Raw genomic sequence first — 22342 nt, forward strand, 5'->3', positions numbered from 1 at the left:
GGGAAACGGCCCCGGGGGGGGGGGGGTTGGGGGGGCCCCGCCCCCGGGCCCCCGCGCCTCAAACGCCGGCGGGGCTGGAATGGGCCCGGCGAGGCTGGAATGGGTTCAGCGCGACTGAGCCGGCCCGGCAAGGCCGGAAGCGACCGTTCGAGCCCCGGCACCGGACGGGGCCACTGAGGGACACCGCCGAAAGGACAGGCACGTGCACACGGAGAACACCGCCATCCGCCTCCGCCCCGTCACAGACGCCGACCTCGCCGTCTTCCGGCAGATGGCCCAGGACCCCGAGTCCAACAGGATGGCCGCCTTCACCAGCCAGGACCCCTACGACATGGCCGCCTTCGACGCCCACTGGGCCAGGATCCGCGCCGACGACACGATCGTGCTGCGCACCGTCGTGGACGGCACCGGCACCGTGGTCGGCAACGCCTCCGTCTGGGGCCCGCCCGAGGAACGCTCCGTCTCGTACGCGATCGTCCGCACGCACTGGGGCCGCGGCCTGGCGAGCGCAGCCCTCGCCGCCCTCCTCGCCGAGGTCACCGAGCGCCCCCTGCACGCCCGCGCGGCCGCCGACAACGCCGGCTCCCTCCGCGTCCTCACCCGCAACGGCTTCGAGATCACCGCCCGCGAAACGAACTGGGCGCACGCCCGGGCCGCGGACACCGAGGAGTACGTACTGCTCCTGAAGGCCTGAGCCCGGCCCGGCCGCCCGCCGCGGCGGCGGACCGTGCCGGGCCGGGCCGGGTGGGGGTCAGATCCGGTGCACGGTGTGCAGCTTCTCCGCGTACGTCCCGTTGCCGTCCAGGATCGACGCACCCGCCAGGTCCGACATCGTCGGACCGTTGCCGGTCTTGCGGCTGGACACGAAGCGCCGCTTGCCGTCGGCGTCCTTGCCCAGGTAGATGCCGACGTGGTCGACCGTGACGGTCGGGTTGTCGTCACCGGAGTCGGCGTTGAACAGCAGCAGGTCACCGGGCTGCAGCAGGACCGCGTCCGGCCGGCCGGTGCCGGTCGTCTGGTCGATGCGCGCGCCCGGCGCGTAGTCGACCATGTCGCGGGACTTGCGCGGCAGCCGCGTCTTCGAGGTGTCCGAACCGGCGGCCATCGGCACCTTGTGGTGGTGGCCGAACACCATGCGGGTGAAGCCGGAGCAGTCGAGGTTGCCGACCTGCTTGCTGGACGGGCCGGTGTAGGTGCCGTCCGGGAAGGTCCAGCCGAGGTTCATGTACTCGTGGAAGTCGGCACCCTCGTACCGGTTGCCCTGCGGGTCGAGGTAGCCGTACCCGGCCTGCCCCAGGACCTGCTTGCCGGCCGTCGGCGCCGCGCCCGAGGTCACCGCCGGGGCACCCGGCAGGAACATCGCCGCGTACGCGAGGACGTCCGGCGCGGTCGAACCCGCCCAGGCCCGGATCTGCGCCTCCAGCGCCGGGGTCACCGTACCGTCGAAGGGCTGGTCGAGGACCCGCACCCAGTCGCGGTGGGTGACCGACGGCGGGTTCTGCCAGGTCGCCTGGGTGACCTCGAAGCGGCTGACGGTCAGCTTGACCGGCAGGTTGGTGCAGCCGTCGTTCGCGAGGGCACGCAGACCGACGCGGCCCTTGCCGAACGTCGTGTCGTCGGCCTCCGCGGACCAGGCGGACGGCTCGGCGGAGTCCGTGCGCCAGGCCTTCGCCTGGATGTGGGCGCCCACGCGGCGCACCCGTATCGTCCAGTTCGTCCCTGCGGCGACACCGGTGGCCAGCGCGACGGTCGGCACCAGCTGGGTGACGACGTCGTCGACCTCCTTCTCCACGCGGAGCTCGACGGCACCGGAGGTCAGGAAGGACAGCCGGGCGCGGTAGTTGTTGTGCGTGTCCTGGTAGCCGAAGGACAGCGCGTACGAGCAGGCCTGCCCGGTGGGCACCTTGTCGAACTTCGCGACCGACCGGACGTCCACGTCGGTGATCTCGCCGTCCCGGATGCTGGCGTGCCGGCTGGCGAAGTCGGTGGTCAGGGTGATCGTGCCGGCGCCCGGGGTCACAGCGAAGTCGGTGGCGGCCCCGCCGAGCGTGGTCCAGCCGCCGCCGGCCGGCGCCGTGCCCCAGTAGACGCGGTCCGCCTCGGGCAGCGCCGGGTCCGGCAGAGTCCGCTGGAAGTCGTCGGCGAAGGGCCGCTTGTTCTCGGTGAAGGTCCGCTCGGGCCCGGGCAGCACGACGGTGCGCGCCCCGTGCGTGAGCAGCGCGACCCGCTTGCCCGCGGCCGTGACCTCGGTCCGCGCCGGCGTCCCGGCGAGCACGGCAGTGGTGAGGGTTCCGAGGGTGACCGGCGTGAACCAGTCGGCCCCGAGGGCGGCGACGGTCACGGCCGACCGGGGCGTGGTGAGCCCGGCGGCGACGGTGCCGGCGGGGGCGGCCGCGGGGGCCGCGAGGGGCACCGCAGCGGGCGCGGCGTGCGCGGTGGCGGCACCGGTCAGCGAGACGAGCGGCGCACCGGCCGCGGTCGCAGTGAGCGCGGCGAGCAGGGACCGCCGGGAGGTACCGGCGGGGCGGGTGGTGTTCGACATGCGGCCATGATGCGACCAGAGAAAAGTCGACTTTCAGCCGGGCCCCTCAAAACGGAATCCCAAATTCCGCCAGCCCCGGAAATACCGGACTCCCCCACCGGCACTCCCCCACCGGCACTCCCCGCCGGATCCCGCCCCGCCGGCCCCATCCCGCCCCGCCGGCTGCATCCAGCCCCGCCAGGGGGTACCTCCCAGCCCCCTGGGGCTGGGGGAGTTTGAGGCGCGGGGTCCGCGGCAGAGCCCCGAATCCTTGAGCCCCGCCGGCGATCGAGGCGCGGGGCCAAGGGGGGGCAGCGCCCCGTAAATAACCCACCCCCCGTCACCCCCACCTGGCATGCTGGGCCACGTGAACGCCCGCCCGGAGATCCACCTGACCCTCGCCCCCGAGCTACGCCTCTTCGCCGCGCCCGACAAGCGAGCCGACCGCACCCGCACCACCACGGACGGCACCTCCAGCCTCGGCCACGTCGTCGAATCCGCCGGCGTCCCCCTCACCGAAGTCGGCCGCCTCCTCGTCGACGGCCGCGAGGTCCCCGTCTCCCACGTCCCCCAGGCCGGCGAATCCGTCGAGGTCCACGGCGTCGAACGCCCCCAGCAGGTCCCCGGCGCCCCCCTCCGCTTCCTCCTCGACGTCCACCTCGGCACCCTCGCCCGCCGCCTGCGCCTCCTCGGCGTGGACGCCGCATACGAGAGCGAGGACATCGGCGACCCCGCCCTCGCCACCCGCTCCGCCGCCGAACACCGCGTCCTGCTCTCCCGCGACCGCGGCCTGCTGCGCCGCCGCGAACTCTGGGCCGGGGCGTACGTCTACAGCGACCAGCCGGACGAGCAGCTGCGCGACGTCCTCGGCCGCTTCGCGCCCCGGCTCCAGCCCTGGACCCGCTGCACCGCCTGCAACGGGCCGCTGCAACGCGCCACCAAGGACTCCGTCGGCGACCGCATCGAAGACGGCACGCACCGTACGTACGACGTCTTCGCGCAGTGCACCGACTGCTCGCGCGTCTACTGGCGCGGCGCGCACCACGCCCGCCTGGAACGCATCGTCGGCGAAGCCGTCGAGGAATTCGGCCCCCACCCGACCCGAACCCGCTGACCCGGTCTCCCCCGGCCCTCTGGGGCTGGGGGACATCGAGGACCGGGGTCCGGGGCGGAGCCCCGTGCAGGCGGTCAGGGCCACGCCCCCCTCAGAACGCGTACGTGTCGCCCGTGTCGAGCGCCAGCACCACATGCCGGTTGTTGGCCGCGTTGCCGTCCGCCACGCCGCCGTCCCAGAACGTGTCGATCCGCACGACGACCTCCCGCACCGCCGCCTCCTGCAACGGCAGCAGCAGCTCGATCCGCCGCCCCGCCCCCCGCTCCGGCAGCGCCCCCGTCTCGCACACCACCACCCGCGCACCCGCCCGCGCACACCCCGCCGTCAGCCGGGCACCCCCCGCCAGGTCCACCGACGCCCGCACCCGCACCGTCGCGTTCGCCACCGCGCCCGGCCCCAGGTTCTCCGGCGTCAGGGAGACCGCCAGCGCACCCCGCGCCAGCGCCACCTTCCCGTGGTACGCCACATCGGCCGCGGCCCCGTCGGCGACCGCCGGCCCGGCCGACCCCACCGCCCCGGCCACCAGCACCAGCCCGGCGGCCACCGCCGCCCTCAGCCACTTCCGGCACTTCCCGCTCTCGCACATGCCCGCACGGTAAGCGTCCCTTCGATGCCGCTCATCGGATCATCACTCGATCGAGGACGAGCCGCTCCCCCGGACGCCTGCCTATCCTGGCCGTACCGAAACGAACGCACATCCGGTCGAGGAGCCCCCATGAGCAGCGTCACCGCCCCCGCCCGTACCGCCGTCATCACCGGGGCGAGCAGCGGAATCGGCGCAGCCACCGCCCGGCAGCTCGCCGCCGCCGGCTACCACGTCGTCCTGACCGCCCGCCGCAAGGACCGCATCGAGGCACTCGCCGAGGAGCTCAACGCCGCCGGCCACTCCGCCGCCGCCCACGCCCTCGACGTCACCGACCGCACCGCCGTCGACGGCTTCGCCGCCTCCCTCGACCGCTGCGACGTCCTCGTCAACAACGCCGGCGGAGCCCTCGGCGCCGACCCCGTCGCCACCGGCGACCCCGCCGACTGGCTCACCATGTACGAGGTCAACGTCCTCGGCACCCTCCACATGACCCAGGCCCTGCTCCCCGCCCTGGTCGCGAGCGGCGACGGCACCGTCGTCGTCCTCTCCTCCACCGCCGGCCACAGCACGTACGAGGGCGGCGCCGGCTACGTCGCCGCCAAGAACGGCGCCCGCGTCCTCGCCGAAACCCTCCGCCTGGAGATCGTCGGCCGGCCCGTCCGCGTCATCGAGATCGCCCCCGGCATGGTCAAGACCGAGGAGTTCGCCACCACCCGCTTCCGCGGCGACACCGAGAAGGCCGCCAAGGTCTACGCCGGCGTGGCCGAGCCCCTCAGCGCCGACGACGTCGCCGACACCGTCACCTGGGCCGTCACCCGCCCCTCCCACGTGAACATCGACCTCCTCGTCGTCCGCCCCCGCGCCCAGGCCTCGAACACCAAGGTCCACCGCGAGCTGTAACCCGTACGCACGCGAAGGGGGCGGCCGCCCGGGTACGAACCCCGGGCGGCCGCCCCTTTCCGGTCCGCAGCCTCACACCAGCCCCGCCGCCTTCAGGTGCGGCATCAGCGGCGCCGGCTTCAGCCCGGCCGCCTTCGCCGCGTCCAGCGCCCGCTTCAGATCGGCCGCCAGCGTCGGCGTGAAGTGCAGCAGCACGATGTCCCCGGCCGCCAGCCGCGGCACGGGCGGCGGCGTCTCGCCCCACGTCGTGAAGTCGTGCGTCCACGTCACCAGCGCCTTCACCCCGCAGGCCTTGGCCGCCAGCCGCACGTCGTCGTTCACGGCCCCGTACGGCGGCCGCAGCAGCTTCGGCGTCCGCCCGAACACCGCCGCCAGCTGCTCCCCCGCCCCGCACACCTCCGCGTCCTTCCCGGCCGCGTCGAGCGTGGTCAGGTCCGGATGGTTCACGGTGTGGTTCTCGACCGTCGCCCGCCCGTCGTCCACCATCCCCGTGAAGTACCCGGTGTCGTACGCGGTGGCCCCGGGCAGCAGGAACAGCGAGACGGGCACCCGCTTCTCGACGAGCGTCCGCGCCACCGCCGGATCGTGGTACCACCCGTCGTCGATGCTGATGAACACGACCTTCTCGGCCGTGGGCACCCGCCCGACCACCGGCGGCAACCCCACCCCCGCACTGGCGGGCCCGGCCACCCCCACCACCGACAGAACTGACGCGAGCATGCCAATAACCACCCGAGATCTCCACATGCCGCCCACCTTGGTCTAGACCAAGGTGGGCGTCAATCCCCCGTGCGGCAAAAGGCAGTTGGCACTCCGCCTGCCTGCCGGTCAGCCCTTCACGCAGATGACCTGCTTCAGCTTCGCGACGACCTCGACCAGGTCCGTCTGCTGTTCGATGACGTGCTCGATGGACTTGTAGGCGCCGGGGATCTCGTCGATCACCCCGGAGTCCTTGCGGCACTCGACACCCTTGGTCTGGGCCTCCAGGTCCCGCGTCGAGAAGGCCCGCTTGGCGGCCGCGCGGCTCATCTTGCGGCCCGCGCCGTGCGAGGCGGAGTTGAAGGACTTCTCGTTGCCGAGCCCCTTCACGATGTACGAGCCGGCGCCCATCGAACCGGGGATGATCCCGTACTCGCCGCCGCCGGCGCGGATCGCGCCCTTCCGCGTGACCAGCAGGTCCATGCCGTCGTACCGCTCCTCCGCCACGTAGTTGTGGTGGCAGCTGATCTCCGGCTCGAACGCGACCTTCGCCTTGCGGAACTCCCGGCGGACGACTTCCTTCAAGAGGCTCATCATGATCGCGCGGTTGAACTTCGCGTACTCCTGAGCCCAGAACAGGTCGTTGCGGTACGCCGCCATCTGCGGGGTCTCCGCGATGAAGACGGCGAGGTCCCGATCAACCAGGTTCTGGTTGTGCGGAAGCCTCTGCGCCACGCCGATGTGATGGTCAGCAAGCTCCTTGCCGATGTTCCGGGACCCGGAGTGCAGCATGAGCCACACCGAATCGGACGTATCGACACAAACCTCCGCAAAGTGATTCCCTTGGCCAAGGGTTCCCAACTGCCTCCCCGCCCGCTCCCGCCGGAACTTCACCGCATCCGCCAGGTAGTCGAACCGCTCCCACAGCCCGTCCAGCGCCTTCGCCGGGAACCCGTACAGCCGCCCCGGGTCCAACGCCTCCCGGTGCATCCCCGCGCCCACCGGGATGGCCTGCTCGATCTTCGAGCGCAGCCGCGACAGGTCGCCGGGGAGGTCGTTCGCCGTGAGGGAGGTCTTGACGGCGGACATGCCGCAGCCGATGTCGACGCCCACCGCCGCCGGGCAGACGGCGTCCTTCATGGCGATGACCGAGCCGACCGTGGCGCCCTTGCCGTAGTGGACGTCCGGCATGACCGCCAGGCCCTTGATCCACGGCAGCGTGGCGGTGTTCTGGAGCTGGCGCAGGGCGCCCTCGTCGACGCTCGCCGGATCCGTCCACATGCGGATCGGGACCCGTGCGCCCGGTACCTCTATGTACGACATGAGTTGACCATTCCCCCGAAATCAGATGAAAGCCCGTAAAACGCAAAAGCCTCGCTCTTGGGGCCGAATGGGACATCGGACCGGCGTCAGCTGCGGTGCGTGCGATAGACATTGTTTCCGCCCGACACCCGGGCGGGGCAAACGGATTTCGCCGGCCGCACGGGCCGGACGGGGCGAAGGAGCGTGCAGGTGCAGCGCAAGGCAGTGGTCCTGCCGGGCATCGCGGCGGTGCTCGCCGTGCTCGTGTCCGGGTGCAGCGCCGGCTCCGGCGGTGACGACCTGCTCGCCGACAGCAAGCCGGGCAGTACGGCCGTCGCCGCACCGCCCGGCAAGTACCGCAGCCTGCCCGAGCCGTGCCGTTCGGTGGGCCCGAAGCGGCTCAAGGAAATGCTGCCCGCGTCCCCCGCGCTGACGACCGAGCAGGTCGAGCAGCTGTACGCGGGCAAGGCGGACCCGTCGTACGACGCGGACCGCCGGGTCGGCTGCCGCTGGAAGTCGGAGACCTCGGATGCGGCGCGGCTGCTGTACGTGGGCTACGAGCGGGTCGTGTCGTACGAACCGGCGGTCAGTGACGACGACCGGGCGGAGCAGGTGTACGAGCGGCAGCTGACGGCGGCCGGTGTCCCGGCCACCCCGGCGACCGCGCTGCCGACGCCCTCGCGGACCCCGTCGGCCACGGCGTCCCCGTCCGGTGGGGCGGCGAGCCCGCCGCCGGCCGCGGCGAGTGCGTCGGGTGCGCCGAGCGGATCGGCGACGCCGGTGCTGGGATCCCGCGTCCTGGACGACCTGGCCGACTCCGCGTTCCTCGACGACAAGCTCGGGGCGGCCGGTCCGACGGCCAAGGCGCGGACGGTCCGTATCGTGTTCCGCACATCCAATGTGATCGTCACGGTGGAGTACACGGTCCAGTCGGCACAGCCCGGTGTGGTGCCGGACGGTGAGGAAACGCAGGCCAGGGCACTGGAGTTGGCGACCGGGCTGGCCGAGCGGATCGGCGGCTGAGGGGGGTCCGGGAGCGTCCCGGCACCCCTGCGCGTGACCTCTCGCACAGCAGTGCACTGCCGGGTCGGGCTACCGTTGCACGGTCCTGACGACGAACGACAGAAGGAACCATGCACCGTTCAGCCTCGCGCCTCACCCGCGTTCTCGCCTGCGCAGCCGTCCCGGTGATCCTTGTCGCCACCGGCTGTTCGTCCGACTCCGGCAAGGATTCCGGTTCTGGTTCCGGCGGAGACAGCGGTAAGTCCAAGGACTCGGCGTCCGCCCCGCAGACCCCGACGCCGAAGCCGACTCCGACGCTGGAGAAGGCGGCTTTCGCGAAGCTTCCGGATCCGTGCAAGGTGGTGACGGCGGACACCGTCGGCGACCTGGTGCCGGAGGCGAAGGACGAGGACGGTACGGCGTCCAAGTCGAACGACCTGGCCAGCCGGGCGACGTGTTCGTGGAACGGCCTGGACGAGGACGGCCTCAAGGGTTCGTCGTACCGCTGGCTGGCGGTGTCGCTGGCCCGCTACGACTCGCACGAGTCGCTGGGCAGCGGCAACAAGCGTGCCGAGGAGCAGTACGCGAAGCAGGTCGAGGGTGCGAAGGCGACGGCCGGCGCGAAGAACGTGAAGGTCGCGGACGCGGCGGGTGTCGGCAACCAGGCGACGACGGTGACGTACAGCGTGAAGAAGGGCGTGGACTTCTTCAACCAGACGGTCGTGGCGCGGACCGAGAACGTGGTGATCACGCTCGACTACAACGGTGCCGCCTACGAGGGTGCGAAGGCTCCGGACGCGGCCGAGCTGCTGAAGGACGCGATCGCGGCGGCGAAGGAGTCGGTGGCGGCGGTGGCCGCGGCCAACAAGACGGCGTAGCGGGCGGGTCGCGGACAGTGAGTTCGTCCCCGGCCTGCGCAGGTCTGGCGGGCATGTGCCAGGCTGTGCCCGCCAGAGCCTGATAAGTGGGAGGGGATCGCGGGTGGCCGCGATGCAGCTGACGCGCACGCACCGGATACTCATCGGCGTCGTGGTCGCCGGTGCAGTGATCATCGCGGGCATCGGTTTCGCCGGTTCGTACGCCGCCGTGCGTGCGCTGGCGTTGAAGAAGGGGTTCGGGGACTTCTCCCTGGTCTTCCCGATCGGCATCGACGCGGGCATCTGCGTGCTGCTCGCGCTCGATCTCCTGCTGACCTGGATTCGGATTCCGTTTCCGCTCCTGCGGCAGACTGCTTGGCTGCTGACGGCGGCGACGATCGCGTTCAACGGTGCGGCTGCCTGGCCGGATCCGCTGGGCGTGGGCATGCACGGCGTGATTCCGATCCTGTTCGTGGTGACGGTCGAGGCGGCGCGCCATGCGGTGGGCCGGATCGCGGACATCACGGCGGACCGGCACATGGAGGGCGTGCGGATCACGCGGTGGCTGCTGTCGCCGGTGCCGACGTTCAAGCTGTGGCGGCGGATGAAGCTGTGGGAGCTGCGGTCGTACGAGCAGGCGGTCGTGATGGAGCAGGACCGGCTGATCTACCAGGCGCGGCTGCAGGCCCGGTACGGGCGGGGCTGGCGGCGGAAGGCGCCGGTGGAGGCGCTGATGCCGCTGCGGCTGGCGCGGATCGGTGTGCCGTTGTCGCAGACGGGTCCGTCGGGTCTGGCGGCGGCGGGGATCGAGCCGGCGCTGCTGCCGCCGGCTCCGGTGCAGCCGGCGCTGGCGGCGGGCGAGGTTCCGGCGCCGGTCGCGGAGGCCGGCGGTGAGGGTGCGCAGGAGGCTGTGCGGCCGGTCGGGCCGACGCAGTCCGTCCCGCAGGGGCAGTCCGTCCAGCCGCAGGAGCACGCCGTGGTGGCGGCCGCGGTCCCGGCCGCCGAGCCGGCCCAGGGGCACCCGCAGGCGGCGCAGGTCCAGGAGACCGGGCAGGCCCGGCCGGTCCCGCAGCAGGCGCAGGTGCCGGCGGGCCCGCAGCCCGGTCAGCCGGTTCAGCCCGGTCAGCCGGCCCAGTCCGCTCAGCCGGCCCAGTCCGCTCAGCCCGTGGTCCAGCAGCCCGTGGTCCAGCAGCCCGTGGTCCAGCAGCCCGTGGTCCAGCAGCCCGCCGCCCCCCAGCACGTGCAGGTGCCGCTGCCCGAGCCGCTGGAGCCGACGCAGATGCCCGGTCCGCACCCGAGTTCGTGGTTCGCGGCGCACGCGGATCCGCAGGCGGTCGTGGAGACGGGTTACCTGGCGGGCCAGGCGGACCTGCCGTACGCGGCGCAGCCTGCCGGGGCCGCGGCTCCGGCCGTCGAAGAGGCCATGGACGAGCAGGAGTTCTTCGAGGCGGCGTACGGGGTGTTCCGTTCGTACGTGGACGAGCACAACACGTTCCCGAACGCGGAGCAGCTGGACATATACCTGGCCGACCTGCACGGCATCACCCACCCGCGCGGCGGTGCGCTGCTGCGGGCGATGCTGCCGACGCTGAAGCACCGCCACCAGGCCGAACTGGAAGCCGAGCACATCGCGTAACCCGCCTCCCACCCCGGGGCTCCGCCCCGCACCCCGGTCCTCAATCGCCGGACGGGCTTGTCTTCCCCCCGGCCCGGACTTCGGCCTGCGGGTCCGGGGCGGAGCCCCGGGGGTTTGAGGGGCGGGCAAGGCGGAGGGCCGCCGCCCCGGCGTGATCCGGGGTGGCGGCCCTCCGTCGTGGTCGGGCGGGGTCAGACCGCGAGCAGCTTGCGCACGCGGTCCGCGCCGACGGCGAGCAGCAGCGTGGGCAGGCGCGGGCCCGTCTCGCGGCTGACGAGCAGCGTGTAGAGGAGCGCGAAGAAGGTGCGCTGGGCGACCTTCAGCTCGGGGGTGGGCTTGGCTTCGGGGTCGAGGCCGGCCATGACCTTCGGTACGCCGTACACGAGGGTGGTGAGGCCGTCGAGGGACCAGTGGGTGTCGAGGCCCTCCAGGAGGAGGCGCAGCGACTCGCGGCCCTGGTCGTCGAGGGAGCCGAGGAGTGCGGTGTCGGGCTCTTCGCGGACGAGGGTGCGCTGGTCTGCGGGGACCTGGGTGGTGATCCAGTTCTCGGCGCGGTCCAGGCGGGGGCGGACCTCGTCGAGGGAGGTCAGCGGCTGGGCCGGGTCGAGGTCGTGGAGGATCCGCAGGGTCTGCTCGTCGTGGCCGGCGGTGATGTCGACGACCGAGGCAAGGGTGCGGTACGGGAGCGGGCGCGGGGTGCGCGGCAGCTCGTGGGAGGCGACCTTCACGGCGCGGGAGTGGGCGGCGGCGTCGGCGGGCAGGGCGGTGCCGTCGGCGACCTTGGCCTCCAGCTTGTCCCACTCGTCGTAGAGCCGCTGGATCTCCTGGTCGAAGGCGATCTTGAAGGACTGGTTGGGGCGGCGGCGGGCGTACAGCCAGCGCAGCAGCTGCGGCTCCATGATCTTCAGGGCGTCGGCGGGGGTGGGGACGCCGCCCTTGGAGGAGGACATCTTGGCCATGCCGCTGATGCCGACGAACGCGTACATCGGGCCGATCGGCTGCTCGCCGCCGAAGATGTGCACGATCTGGCCGCCGACCTGGAACGACGAGCCGGGCGAGGAGTGGTCGACGCCGGAGGGCTCGAAGATGACGCCCTCGTAGGCCCAGCGCATGGGCCAGTCGACCTTCCAGACCAGCTTGCCGCGGTTGAACTCCGTGAGCTTGACGGTCTCGGTGTAGTCGTCCTCGGTGCAGACGTAGGTCATCTCGGTGGTCTCGTCGTTGTACGAGACGACCTTGGTGAAGTCCTTGTTGCACGAGCCGCAGTACGGCTTGTACGGGAAGTAGCCGGAGTCGCCGGTGCCGTCGTCCTCGGCGGCGGCGCCGGAGCCCTCGGCGGCTTCCAGTTCGGCTTCGTCGACGGGCTTCTGCGACTTCTTCGCGCCCGGCTTCTGCTTGGTGCGGTACTGGTCGAGGACGGCGTCGATGTCGCCGCGGTGCTTCATCGCGAACAGGATCTGCTCGCGGTAGGCGCCGGTGGTGTACTGCTCGGTCTGGCTGATGCCGTCGAACTCGACGCCCAGCTCGGCGAGCGCCTCGACCATGGCGGCCTTGAAGTGCTCGGCCCAGTTCGGGTATGCGGAGCCGGCGGGGGCGGGGACGGAGGTCAGCGGGCGGCCGATGTGCTGGGCCCAGCTCTCGTCGACGCCGGGGACACCGGCCGGCACCTTGCGGTAGCGGTCGTAGTCGTCCCAGGAGATCAGGTGCCGGACCTGGTGGCCGCGGCGGCGGACTTCGTCGGCGACCAGGTGCGGGGTCATGACCTCGCGCAGGTTGCCGAGGTGGATGGGGCCGGAGGGGGAGAGGCCGGACGCGACGACGACAGGTTTGCCCGGCGCACGCCGCTCCGCCTCGGCGATGACCTCGTCCGCGAAACGGGAGACCCAGTCGGTCTCGGTGCTGCTCTGGGCGCTCTGAGCCACGACACGTCCTTCTACTCGAATGCTGGCTGGAACATTCTCCCAGACGGACGGGGAGGCTCCGGGGTTGCTTTTATCCACGGGCCGGGTGATGCGGCCGCATGGGATACTTGCCGCTCCCGACGTATACCTACGCACCCTCACAGGAACGGCAGCTCATGGCCTCGGTCCCTTCCCTCGCGTCCGCCGTAGAACAGCGCGTCTCCGCCGCACTCTCCTCCGCCCTGCCGGAGGCCGGTGCCGCGGACCCGCTGCTGCGACGAAGCGACCGGGCCGACTTCCAGGCCAACGGCATCCTGGCGCTCGCGAAGAAGGCCAAGGCCAATCCGCGCGAGCTGGCCGGGACCGTGGTGGACGCCCTCGACAAGGGCGGTGTGATCGCCGATGTCGAGGTGTCCGGTCCGGGCTTCCTGAACATCACGGTCTCCGACCGGGCGATCGTCGAGACGCTGGCCGCGCGGGCCGGCGACGACCGGCTGGGCGTGCCGGTGAACGAGCACGCCGGCACGACGGTGATCGACTACGCGCAGCCGAACGTGGCGAAGGAGATGCACGTCGGCCACCTGCGGTCGGCGGTCATCGGTGCGGCGATGGTCGAGATGCTGGAGTTCACCGGTGAGACGGTGGTGCGCCGGCACCACATCGGCGACTGGGGCACGCAGTTCGGCATGCTCATCCAGTACCTGCTGGAGCACCCGCACGAGCTGGACCACAAGGCCGCCGGGGAGTCGTCGGAGCAGTCCGGCGAGGAGGCGATGTCGAACCTGAACCGCCTGTACAAGGCGTCGCGGGCGCTGTTCGACGCCGACGAGGAGTTCAAGACGCGGGCCCGGGCCCGGGTGGTGGACCTGCAGGCGGGCGACGAGCAGACGCTGGCGCTGTGGCAGCGGTTCGTGGACGAGTCGAAGATCTACTTCTACTCGGTGTTCGACAAGCTGGACATGGACATCCAGGACCCGGACATCGTCGGCGAGTCCGGCTACAACGACATGCTGGTGGAGACCTGCCGGCTGCTGGAGGAGTCGGGCGTCGCGGTCCGGTCGAACGGCGCGCTGTGCGTGTTCTTCGACGAGTACAAGGGCCCGGACGGCCAGCCGACCCCGCTGATCGTGCAGAAGTCGGACGGTGGTTTCGGGTACGCGGCCACCGACCTGTCGGCGATCCGCGACCGGGTGGGGAACCTGAAGGCGAGCAGCCTGGTGTACGTCGTGGACGCGCGCCAGTCGCTGCACTTCAAGATGGTCTTCGAGACGGCTCGCCGGGCGGGCTGGCTGAACGAGGACGTCCACGCGCACCAGCTGGCGTTCGGTACGGTCCTGGGGGCGGACGGCAAGCCGTTCAAGACCCGTGAGGGCGAGACGGTGCGGCTGGTGGACCTGCTGGACGAGGCGGTGGACCGGGCGACCGCGGTCGTGCGGGAGAAGGCCGAGAAGGTGGGCCTGTCGGAGCAGGAGATCGTGGAGAACGGCCGGTTCGTGGGCATCGGCGCGGTGAAGTACGCCGACCTGTCGACGTCCGCGGCCCGTGACTACAAGTTCGACCTGGACCAGATGGTGTCGCTGAACGGCGACACGTCGGTGTACCTGCAGTACGCGTACGCCCGTACGCAGTCGATCCTGCGCAAGGCGGAGGGCCGGAGTCCGGTCGCGCACCCGGAGCTGGAGCTGGCGGCGGCCGAGCGGACGCTGGGCCTGCACCTGGACGGGTTCGGTGCGCTGGTGTCGGAGGCGGCTGCGGAGTACGCGCCCCACAAGCTGGCCGCGTACCTGTACCAGCTGGCGTCGCTGTTCACGTCGTTCTACGAGCACTGCCCGGTGATCAAGCCGGAGCCGGAGCTCGCCGTCGGCGAGAACCGTCTGTTCCTGACCGACCTGACCGGACGGACCCTCGCCAAGGGCATGTCCCTCCTCGGCATCCGCACCCCCGAGCGTCTCTGACCTCGGCACGGCCCGTACGACCGCGGCCCTCGTCTCCCCTTCCGGGAGGCGGGGGCCGCGGCGCGTTCGGGGGTCGCCCGTCCGCCGCGCAGAAACGATCGTCCGGTGGTCTGCACGGATGATTCGGCCGGGGAACCCGGTGAATCCGCGTGACTCGGGCCGCGACGCGCCGGGCGCCGGTGCGGGCGCTGTCACAGTCCTCTCGCGAACAGCGCGCCCGGGCCGCGGGTCACGTGCGGCCGCCGGGCCGGAAGGAGAGGGATGTCCAGAGCCAGAGAGCAGGCCGCATGCTGACCCACCGGATCCGCCGCCGAACCGTCACCCTCGTCAGCAGCGTCCTGCTCGTCCTCCAGTCGCTCGTGGTGCTCGGCCCCGGTGCCGCGCCCGCGTGGGCGGGTGACGACCGCCGGATCGCCAGCGGCAACAACGAGCCGCACAACGCCACCGTCAATCCGCGCCGGCCGTCGCAGGTGGCGGTCATGCAGGGCTGCACCGTCCACATCGACCTGAACTGGGGCCGGGACGGTTTCCCGATCACCCGGACGTCCACCGTCGCGCCGTGCAACGGCGACCCGTCGCTGGCGTTCGACGCCGACGGGCGGCTGTTCGTCACCCACCTCTCCCGCGGCCTGAACACCAGCCCCAACCAGCTCGGCATCGGCGTCGCCCGGATCGCCGACACGACGACCACGGGCAACCAGACGTACACGCCGGTGCAGGTCAGCGCGAACGGCGCGGTCGACCACGACAAGCAGTGGCTGGTCGTGGACGCCAACCCGGTGAGCCCGTACGTGGGCAACCTGTACCTGGTGTGGACCGAGTTCAACGGCGCCAACACCCGGATCCTGTTCTCGCGTTCGGTGAACGCCGGCACCACGTGGTCCGCCGCGGCGGCGCTGTCGGTGGCCGCCGAGGGGTTCGTGTGGCCCTCGCACGCGGCCGTCGCCCGCAACGGCGACCTGTACGTGGCGTACCACACGAACACGTGCGGGGCGGCGAACACGGGCACCGTGCAGCTGCTGCGCGACGGCTCGGGCGGTGCGGACTTCGCGGCGGGCACGGTCCCGCAGAAGTCGGCGGCGTTCCCGGCCGGTCAGGCGACCGTGACCTGCAACGTGCAGTCCGGTACGGCCACGATCCCCGGCACGGACTTCTGGCTCCAGGGTTCGGTGCAGCCGTGGATCCTGCCGGACCCGGCGCGCGCCGGGCACGTGTACGTGATCGGCAACGACGACCCGGACAACGCGTTCGGCACCGGCGACGACGCCGATGTGGTGATCGCCCGGTCGACGGACAACGGCCTGTCGTTCACGCGGGGCCGGGTGGACCACGGTCCGGGCCGTACGTTCGCCGTGATGCCGACCGCGCACATCGACCAGGACGGGAACATCGCCGTCACCTGGTACGACAACCGCAGCGGCCGCCGCAACGGCGGGAACAACTTCCTGCTGGAGGTGTACGGGACCGCGAGCCGGGACGGCGGGCAGACCTTCGCGGAGGACTTCCGGATCGGTGACGAGCCGTTCGACCCGGACCTGAACGCCCCGTGCCGCTTCGACTGCGGGGCCGGTTCGACGAACCGGACGCTGCGGATCGGCGAGTACAACGGTGTGTGGGCGGTCGACGGCATCGGCTACGCGTCGTGGACGGGCAACCGGACACCGCCGACGGCGACCGCGCCGGCGCAGGGTGTGCAGGACACGTACTTCGACGTGTTCTCGCTGCTGGCGGCGTTCCCCGACGCGCACGAGCCGAACGAGTCGGCGGACCATGCGGTGGCGGCCGATCTCGGGTCGAACGAGCAGTTCAACCGGCGCGGCCTGACCCTGCATTCGGCCACGGACGTGGACTTCTTCCGGATCACGCCGCGGCACACCGGGCACGTGACGGCGGAGATCCGCTTCAACGAGGTGCTGGCGCCGCTCGCGGTGCGGGCGTACGACAAGTTCGGCAACCGGGTCGCGGCCGGCACGGTCAGCACCCGGGCGGGCACGTCCACCGGGCGGCTCGCCATCCCGGTCGTGCAGGACGAGACGTACCTGGTCGTGGTGAGCGCGGCGGCGGTGACCGATCCGACGCGGCCGGGCGACGCCTCGCCGACCGATCCGCCGCAGGGCTCGTACGACCTGGTGGTGGTGGGCAGGACGGCGCCGGAGCCGTTCGCGCTGGACCTGGCGCGCCAGTCGGACTCGGGCCGTTCGGACCGCGACGACGTCACCCGGATCGTCGGCCCGGACCTCCAACTGCGCGTGGACGACGCGGAGCTGCGGGCGGCGGGCGTCGCGTTCTCGCCGCAGAACGCGACGGCGACGCTCGCCGATGACGTGCCCGGTTTCAAGGTGGCCGTGGAGCGGGACGGCGAGCAGGTCGGTTTCGCCTCTCCGACGGCCCGGCCGGGTCTGTACGAGATCCGGCTGGACCCGGTGCTGCGGGAAGGTCCGAACCAGATCACGGCCGAGGTGGTGGTCGTCGACCCGTCGGACGACCCGCGGACCGGCGGTACCGGGCACGTGGTCGGCTCGGGTCCGGAGAGCGCGCACGCGCTGCTGGTCACTCTGGACACGACCGCCCCGGCGCGGCCGGCCACCGCCCCGGACCTGCTGGCGTCCAGCGACAGCGGCGGGGTGGACTCCGATGACGTCACCACACTGGTGAAGCCGGCCTTCCAGGGCTCGGCGGTCGAACCGAACGCGCTGGTGCGGCTGCTGGCCACACCGGCGGGCGGCACGGCGACCGTGGTCGGCAAGGACGTCGTCACCCCGGCCGGGGAGTACGAGGTCGTCAGCTCGGCGCTGCGGGACGGCCGGTACGGGGTCGCGGTGCTGCTGGAGGACCTGGCGGGCAACGTCAGCGCGTCCTCGGCGGCGCTGCCGGTGACCATCGCCCACCAGTCGCTGACCCTCACCGGGGCCACGGCCGATGTGGTGGCGGACCTCGCGGAGGGCCGGGTCACCGGCTTCCCGGGCGTTCCGGGCGGGGTCGTCGGCATCCAGGGGATCCCGGTGGTCAACCTGGACGCGGCGGGCCACGGCGCGTCGGTGCGGGGCGGCTCGGCCGACGACCGGCTGACGTTCACCCCGACCGCGGTGCAGAGCGGCCGGCTGACCCGGGCGGACTCGGCGCAGGTGCTGAACTTCTCCCACGTCACCGGTGAGGTGGGGATCGCGACCTTCGGCGGCGACGACGAGGTCACGATCGTCGGCACCACGCGGGGTGACGTGATCCGCGGCGTGGTGGACACGTTCACGACGCTGCACGTCGGCGCTCTGCCGCTGGTGCGGACCCCGTCCACGAAGGTGAACCTGCTGGGGCTGCGGATCGCGACCGCGCAGGCGGAGCGGATCGGCGTCCTCGCCCGCGGCGGCCAGGACAAGGTCGAGTTCCTCGTGAAGGACTCCGTGAGTGCCCACCTGTCGGTGCACGGCGGCCCGCCGACGGGCGTCCGCCCGGAGAAGGGCGACTCGCTCCTCGTGTACGCCACGTCCCCGCGGGCCGTGGTGAAGACGGACCGCCCCGAGCACTCCACCAGCGGCGCGATCTACGTCGCCTACCCGGAGACCACGAAGCACCAGACCCGCATCGACTTCACCCACACCGAATCCACCGACACCTCCACCCACCCCCCGAAGCCGAAAACCCCGAAGAACCCCGCGAAGAACCCCCCGAAGAAGCCCTGACCCCTCACACCCCCGGAAGGCCCCGACCGCACCACGTGCCGGGCGGGGCCTTCCGCGTTCCCCCGAACGGCCCGATTCCCGGGGTGGGGGGCGGGTAGGGGACGGCGCGTCCGGTTGGTCGTGGGGGGTGTGGAGCGGAGGTTCCGGTGGCTGTGATGCGTGGGCCGTATAGGCCCGGGACGCCCTGTTGGGTGGATCTGATGGTGGGTGATCAGCAGGCCGCGCTGGATTTCTACGGTGGGCTGTTCGGGTGGCAGGCGGAGGTGGGGCCGCCCGAGCAGGCCGGGTACTCCGTGTGTCGGCTGGCCGGGCAGCCGGTCGCCGGGATCATGGGCGCGATCAACGCGGACGGTACGCCGATGGACCCGGTGCCGCCGGCGGCCTGGACGACGTACTTCGCCACCGAGGACGCGGCGGCGGCCGTGGCGGCGGGCGGTGCGGCGGGCGGGCAGACCGTGGTGGAGACGATGGACGTCATGGACCTCGGGAAGATGGCCGTGCTCGCCGACCCGACGGGCGCGGTGTTCGGCGTGTGGGAGCCCGGCACGTTCCCCGGCGCGGGGGTCGTGAACGAGGACAACGCGGTGATCTGGAACGAGCTGGCGACCACTGACACCAAGGCGGCCGCCGCCTACTACGAGGCCGTGGTGCCCGTCACCGGCCGGCCGTCCGAGATCCCGGGCGTCACCGGGTACACGGAGCTGGTCGTCAACGGGCGGGCGGTGGCCGGGGTGATGGGCCTGGACCAGCACCCCACCGGCACGCCGCCGCACTGGATGACGTACTTCCACGTGGACGACGTGGACCGGGTGCAGGCGGCCGCCAAGCAGGCCGGCGGGCGGGTGCTGGCGCCCGCGTTCGAGATGCCGGTCGGGCGGATGGCGGTGCTCGCCGACCCGCAGGGCGCGGTGTTCGCCGTGATCCGGAGCGTGGAGGACCCGCAGGAGCCGGACCCGGCGTGAGCGCGGCGCCGTGGGGCCCGGCCGGTCCGGGTCCCACGGCGGGCCGGCCGGTTCAGGCCAGGCTGTTGAACCTGCCGCCCTCGCCCGCGTGGAGCGGCGTCGTCCGGCGGCTGAACGGGGCGGTGGCCGTGCCCGTCGAGCGGTACACGGAGGTGCCGGACGGGACGTACGCGATCAGGTCGGGCCGTCCGTCGCCGGTGACGTCCCCGGCGCCCACGAGCTGCGAAGTGGTGTCGAGGCCCGTCACGTCCGTGCCGACGCGCACCACGGAGCCGTCGGAGAACCGGTGCCACTCCAGCACGGCCGGACCGGTGTCACCCGGTCGGGTGGTCAGGTAGCCGGTGTCGCCGACGCTGACGACGTCGGCGTCCATCGGCAGGTTCACCGCGGCCGCCCCGGCAGCGGTGGCGGCCGGGGCCGTGCGCGCGGCGGGCCCGTCGGTGCGCACCGGCCCGTCGGTGCGCACCGGCCCGTCAGACTCCCGCGGCGGGACGGCGGTTGTGCGCGGCACGGGTGTGGTTCGGTTCCGGTGGATCCCGCCGGAGCGCGCGACCGGTGAACGGAAGGCGTGCGGACGCCGTCCGGGCACGGGTCTCACCCGGCCGGTGCCGCCAGTGTCACGGACTGCCCCGACCGCCGCAGCAAGTCCGCCACGAACCCGCCCGCCTTGAGCTCCTCCACGAACGCCCGCAGGTGGGCGACCGTCGCCGGTTTCCGGTCCCGGGTGGTGCCCACCGCCTGCCGGATCTGCATGAACGCCTCGCCGATCAGCCGCACTCCGTCGTGGGCGGCGGCGTACGCGGTCACCGGCTGCCGGATCCCGGCCCCCGCCTCCAGCCCCCGCTCGCGGAACACGTCCACGCCCTCCGCCCCGCGCACCACCTCCGCGTGCGCCAACTCCCGTGTGAGGAAGAGGTCGTACGCGGACCCCTCCTTGACCCCGATCCGGACGCCGGCCGTGTCCACCTCGGCCACGGTGGTCAGCGGCGAGGCTTCGGGGACCACGTACACGCCCTCGATCAGCACGTACGGCGCGGTGAACGCCACCTCCGCCTCCCGCACGGGGTCCACGGCGAGGAAGCAGATGTCGGCGTCGCCGCCGGCCATGGCCCGGTACGACTTCCGGGCGGCGTCGAAGCACCGGAACTCCACGGGCAGGCCGAGCCGGGCGGCGAGTTCCCGTGCGATGTCCACGGTGATCCCGGCGGGTGCGTCGGGCGTGCCCTGGGCGAGCACGGGGTTGCCGAGGTTGACCGAGGCGCGCAGCACGCCGGTGGTGCCAGGTCCTCGATGATGTCCGCTGCGATGTGTCCGTTCCCCATGCGGCGAAGCGTAGGGCAGGGTCCGCCGGGCGGAACTGCGGGCGCGGAGTTGTGCCATGCTGCCCACCGAAAGCCCTCAGCGGGGCCGGCAACCGACCCCGAAGGGGACCGCCGTGCGGACCGACGTCACCCTCCACCCCCTCGACGAGGCCCGGCTCCGGGCCCTGCTGGCCGCGGCCGTCGCCGACGCGGACCCGCGCGAGGTCATGCCGCCGGTCGACGGCCCGCCCGGCTGGACGCAGGCACGGCAGGACGCGTTCCTGGCCTTCCACCGGTCGCGGGCGCTCGCCGCGGAGCCGGTGGAGGTGACGTACACGATCGACGTCGGGGGCGTGGTGTCCGGCGCGGCCCGGCTGTGCCCCCTCGACGAGCCGCTCGGCACGGTCGAGGCGGGTGTGTGGATCGGCCGCAGCCAGCGCGGCGCCGGCGTCGGCGGCGCGGTCCTTCAGCGCATGATCGGCCTGGCCCGCACCGCCGGTTTCGGTGCGCTCCACATCAGCACCAAGCCGGAGAACACGGCCGTCCTCCGCCTCCTCGACGGCCTCGGCGCGGTGGCCGTCCGCGAGGGGGACAGCGTCACCAGCTGGATCGACCTGGTCGAGGACACGTCGACGGACGTCCTGGTGGACGTGGCGGAGGGACCCCGGTCCTGACCGGGGTCCCCGGGACTCACCTGTTGATCGGATACGAGTGGCGGCCGGTCGCCTCGTCGATCTCGCTGTGCGCCTTGCTCAGCAGCTGCGAGGCCATGTCCATGAGCGCACGGGCGCCCGCGATCTCCTCGCCGACCCGCAGCTGATCCGGGTCGGAGGGGTGCCGCAGGGCGTATCCGCGGCCCTTCAGTTCCGTGCCGTCGGCCAGTCTGACCAGGCATGCCGCACTGGTCCGGTGGCCCTCGTCCTCGAATTCACACTCGACGTGCCATCCCACGTGCGTGGACATCGTGGATCACCTCCGGAGGTCGCCCTCTTCCTTCCAGGGTGCGCCCGCCGGGCCCGCCCCGCGCGCCGGCGGCTCAGCCCCAGGCCGGGACCCCCGCCCCTGCCCGGGCGCCGGCCTCCAGCAGGATCTCCAGGAGTTCCTCCGGCCGGTCCCGCATCACGTCGTGGCCCGAGTCCAGGGCGTGGGCGACCCAGGACGGGTCCGCCGACAGCCGCTCGTACACCGGGCCGAAAGGCGAGACCTCGCCCCAACCTTCGGCGTACACGAAGGTCCGGGACGCGGCCGGCGGGCCCTGGAGGCGTACGGCCTGCATGAGGGAGGCCAGCGGGTGGGCGGTGGCCCGCGGGTCGAAGAACGGCAGCGGCTCGCTGGCGTAGCCGCCGGCCGCGGTGCCCTCCAGGTACCACTCGCGCTGGTGGCGGTCGACGAGCGACCAGCAGGAGTCCCCGTTCTCCGGCACCAGCGCGTCCACGTACACCAGCCCGGCCACCCGGTCCGGGGCGCGGTCCGCGGCACCGGTGATGACCATGCCGCCGTAGCTGTGGCCGACGAGCACCACGTCGGTGAGGTCCTCGTCGGCGAGCAGGCCGAGGACGTCGTCGATGTGGGTGTCGAGGTTCACGGAGGCGGTCAGCAGGTGCTTGCGCGCGCCGATGCCGGTCAGCGTGAGCGGGTAGGCCTCGTGGCCCGCGCGGCGCAGGGCGCGGGCCATCGGCTCGAAGGTCCAGGCGCCGTGCCAGGCGCCGGGGACGAGTACGTACGTGGTCATCGGGTGGTCCCCTTCTCGGTGACGTCCTTCGCGACGGTCGGGACCAGCTTTCCGGAGGCCCGTCGAGTGTCGATCGACTCGTGTGCCCGGGCCGCCTCCGCGGTCGGGAACACGGCGCGCAATCCGTCCCGTTCGGCCACCTCGGCGAGGTACGCCGCGACGGGCGAGGCCCGTGGGAAGACCGGTCCGCCGGGACG

At 72.5% G+C, this 22342-nt stretch carries 19 protein-coding genes; 10 read left to right on the top strand and 9 right to left on the bottom strand.

Translation table 11 applies throughout. From position 1 onward, the window contains the following. Positions 1-202: 202 nt before the first annotated feature. Entirely contained in the window at positions 203-694 is a 492-nt protein-coding gene (locus tag LG634_RS31020; RefSeq protein ID WP_226738689.1) for a GNAT family N-acetyltransferase, read from the top strand. 57 nt (positions 695-751) lie between these two features. Here LG634_RS31020 and LG634_RS31025 read toward each other — a convergent pair whose 3' ends face one another. Next, the gene (locus LG634_RS31025; RefSeq protein WP_226738691.1) at positions 752-2542 is read right to left on the bottom strand and encodes an NlpC/P60 family protein; all 1791 of its coding nucleotides are present in this window, start codon (positions 2540-2542) and stop codon (positions 752-754) included. Positions 2543-2876: 334 nt separating this feature from the next. On the opposite strand from LG634_RS31025, the gene LG634_RS31030 reads away from it, so the two are divergent. Further along, positions 2877-3635 (top strand): Mut7-C RNAse domain-containing protein, encoded by a 759-nt coding sequence (locus LG634_RS31030; protein WP_372482525.1) that lies wholly within the window; start codon positions 2877-2879, stop codon positions 3633-3635. 91 nt (positions 3636-3726) lie between these two features. Here LG634_RS31030 and LG634_RS31035 read toward each other — a convergent pair whose 3' ends face one another. Further along, entirely contained in the window at positions 3727-4221 is a 495-nt protein-coding gene (locus LG634_RS31035; protein ID WP_226738695.1) for a hypothetical protein, read from the bottom strand. Positions 4222-4350: 129 nt separating this feature from the next. Here LG634_RS31035 and LG634_RS31040 point away from each other — a divergent pair, with 129 nt between their 5' ends. Then, on the top strand, positions 4351-5121 hold the full coding sequence (locus tag LG634_RS31040; protein ID WP_226738696.1) for an SDR family NAD(P)-dependent oxidoreductase: 771 nt from the start codon (positions 4351-4353) through the stop codon (positions 5119-5121). 72 nt (positions 5122-5193) lie between these two features. Here the strand turns inward: LG634_RS31040 and LG634_RS31045 are convergent, their stop codons facing one another. Both LG634_RS31045 and LG634_RS31050 read right to left on the bottom strand, forming a co-directional pair. Next, a complete protein-coding gene (locus LG634_RS31045) occupies positions 5194-5841 on the bottom strand; it encodes a polysaccharide deacetylase family protein (RefSeq protein WP_226738698.1) in 648 nt (215 codons plus the stop codon). 108 nt (positions 5842-5949) lie between these two features. Beyond that, positions 5950-7143, bottom strand: coding sequence for an RtcB family protein (locus tag LG634_RS31050; protein ID WP_226738700.1), 1194 nt, complete (start codon positions 7141-7143; stop codon positions 5950-5952). Between the two features lie 189 nt (positions 7144-7332). Here LG634_RS31050 and LG634_RS31055 point away from each other — a divergent pair, with 189 nt between their 5' ends. From LG634_RS31055 to LG634_RS31065, 3 genes are all read left to right on the top strand, one after another. Then, positions 7333-8145, top strand: coding sequence for a DUF3558 domain-containing protein (locus LG634_RS31055; RefSeq protein ID WP_226738702.1), 813 nt, complete (start codon positions 7333-7335; stop codon positions 8143-8145). 110 nt (positions 8146-8255) lie between these two features. Further along, a complete protein-coding gene (locus LG634_RS31060; protein WP_226738704.1) occupies positions 8256-9002 on the top strand; it encodes a DUF3558 family protein in 747 nt (248 codons plus the stop codon). A gap of 112 nt (positions 9003-9114) precedes the next feature. Beyond that, complete coding sequence (locus tag LG634_RS31065) at positions 9115-10617, top strand: DUF2637 domain-containing protein (protein ID WP_226738706.1); 1503 nt, start codon at positions 9115-9117, stop codon at positions 10615-10617. Positions 10618-10808: 191 nt separating this feature from the next. On the opposite strand, the gene lysS is transcribed toward LG634_RS31065, so the two are convergent. Next, a complete protein-coding gene (gene lysS / locus LG634_RS31070) occupies positions 10809-12539 on the bottom strand; it encodes a lysine--tRNA ligase (protein WP_226738708.1) in 1731 nt (576 codons plus the stop codon). 155 nt (positions 12540-12694) lie between these two features. On the opposite strand from lysS, the gene argS reads away from it, so the two are divergent. From argS to LG634_RS31085, 3 genes are all read left to right on the top strand, one after another. Continuing rightward, positions 12695-14473, top strand: coding sequence for an arginine--tRNA ligase (gene argS / locus LG634_RS31075; protein WP_226738709.1), 1779 nt, complete (start codon positions 12695-12697; stop codon positions 14471-14473). A gap of 287 nt (positions 14474-14760) precedes the next feature. Then, the gene (locus tag LG634_RS31080; RefSeq protein ID WP_226738712.1) at positions 14761-18150 is read left to right on the top strand and encodes an Ig-like domain-containing protein; all 3390 of its coding nucleotides are present in this window, start codon (positions 14761-14763) and stop codon (positions 18148-18150) included. Positions 18151-18305: 155 nt separating this feature from the next. Continuing rightward, positions 18306-19112, top strand: a complete 807-nt coding sequence (locus LG634_RS31085) for a VOC family protein (RefSeq protein WP_226738749.1) — start codon at positions 18306-18308, stop codon at positions 19110-19112. 52 nt (positions 19113-19164) lie between these two features. Here the strand turns inward: LG634_RS31085 and LG634_RS31090 are convergent, their stop codons facing one another. Together LG634_RS31090 and LG634_RS31095 are read right to left on the bottom strand one after the other, a co-directional pair. Beyond that, positions 19165-19578: a hypothetical protein gene (locus LG634_RS31090; RefSeq protein ID WP_226738714.1), complete on the bottom strand. Its 414-nt coding sequence runs from the start codon at positions 19576-19578 to the stop codon at positions 19165-19167. Positions 19579-19706: 128 nt separating this feature from the next. Next, positions 19707-20381, bottom strand: coding sequence for a transporter substrate-binding domain-containing protein (locus tag LG634_RS31095; RefSeq protein ID WP_226738716.1), 675 nt, complete (start codon positions 20379-20381; stop codon positions 19707-19709). 166 nt (positions 20382-20547) lie between these two features. Here LG634_RS31095 and LG634_RS31100 point away from each other — a divergent pair, with 166 nt between their 5' ends. Continuing rightward, the gene (locus LG634_RS31100) at positions 20548-21087 is read left to right on the top strand and encodes a GNAT family N-acetyltransferase (protein WP_226738718.1); all 540 of its coding nucleotides are present in this window, start codon (positions 20548-20550) and stop codon (positions 21085-21087) included. Between the two features lie 16 nt (positions 21088-21103). On the opposite strand, the gene LG634_RS31105 is transcribed toward LG634_RS31100, so the two are convergent. Together LG634_RS31105 and LG634_RS31110 are read right to left on the bottom strand one after the other, a co-directional pair. Then, on the bottom strand, positions 21104-21376 hold the full coding sequence (locus LG634_RS31105; protein ID WP_226738720.1) for a DUF1876 domain-containing protein: 273 nt from the start codon (positions 21374-21376) through the stop codon (positions 21104-21106). A 73-nt stretch (positions 21377-21449) separates the two neighbouring features. Continuing rightward, positions 21450-22145, bottom strand: coding sequence for an alpha/beta fold hydrolase (locus LG634_RS31110; protein ID WP_226738722.1), 696 nt, complete (start codon positions 22143-22145; stop codon positions 21450-21452). Between the last annotated feature and the right edge of the window lie 197 nt (positions 22146-22342).

Source organism: Streptomyces bambusae (genome assembly GCF_020532645.1).
GTDB classification, from domain to species: Bacteria; Actinomycetota; Actinomycetes; order Streptomycetales; family Streptomycetaceae; genus Streptomyces; species Streptomyces bambusae.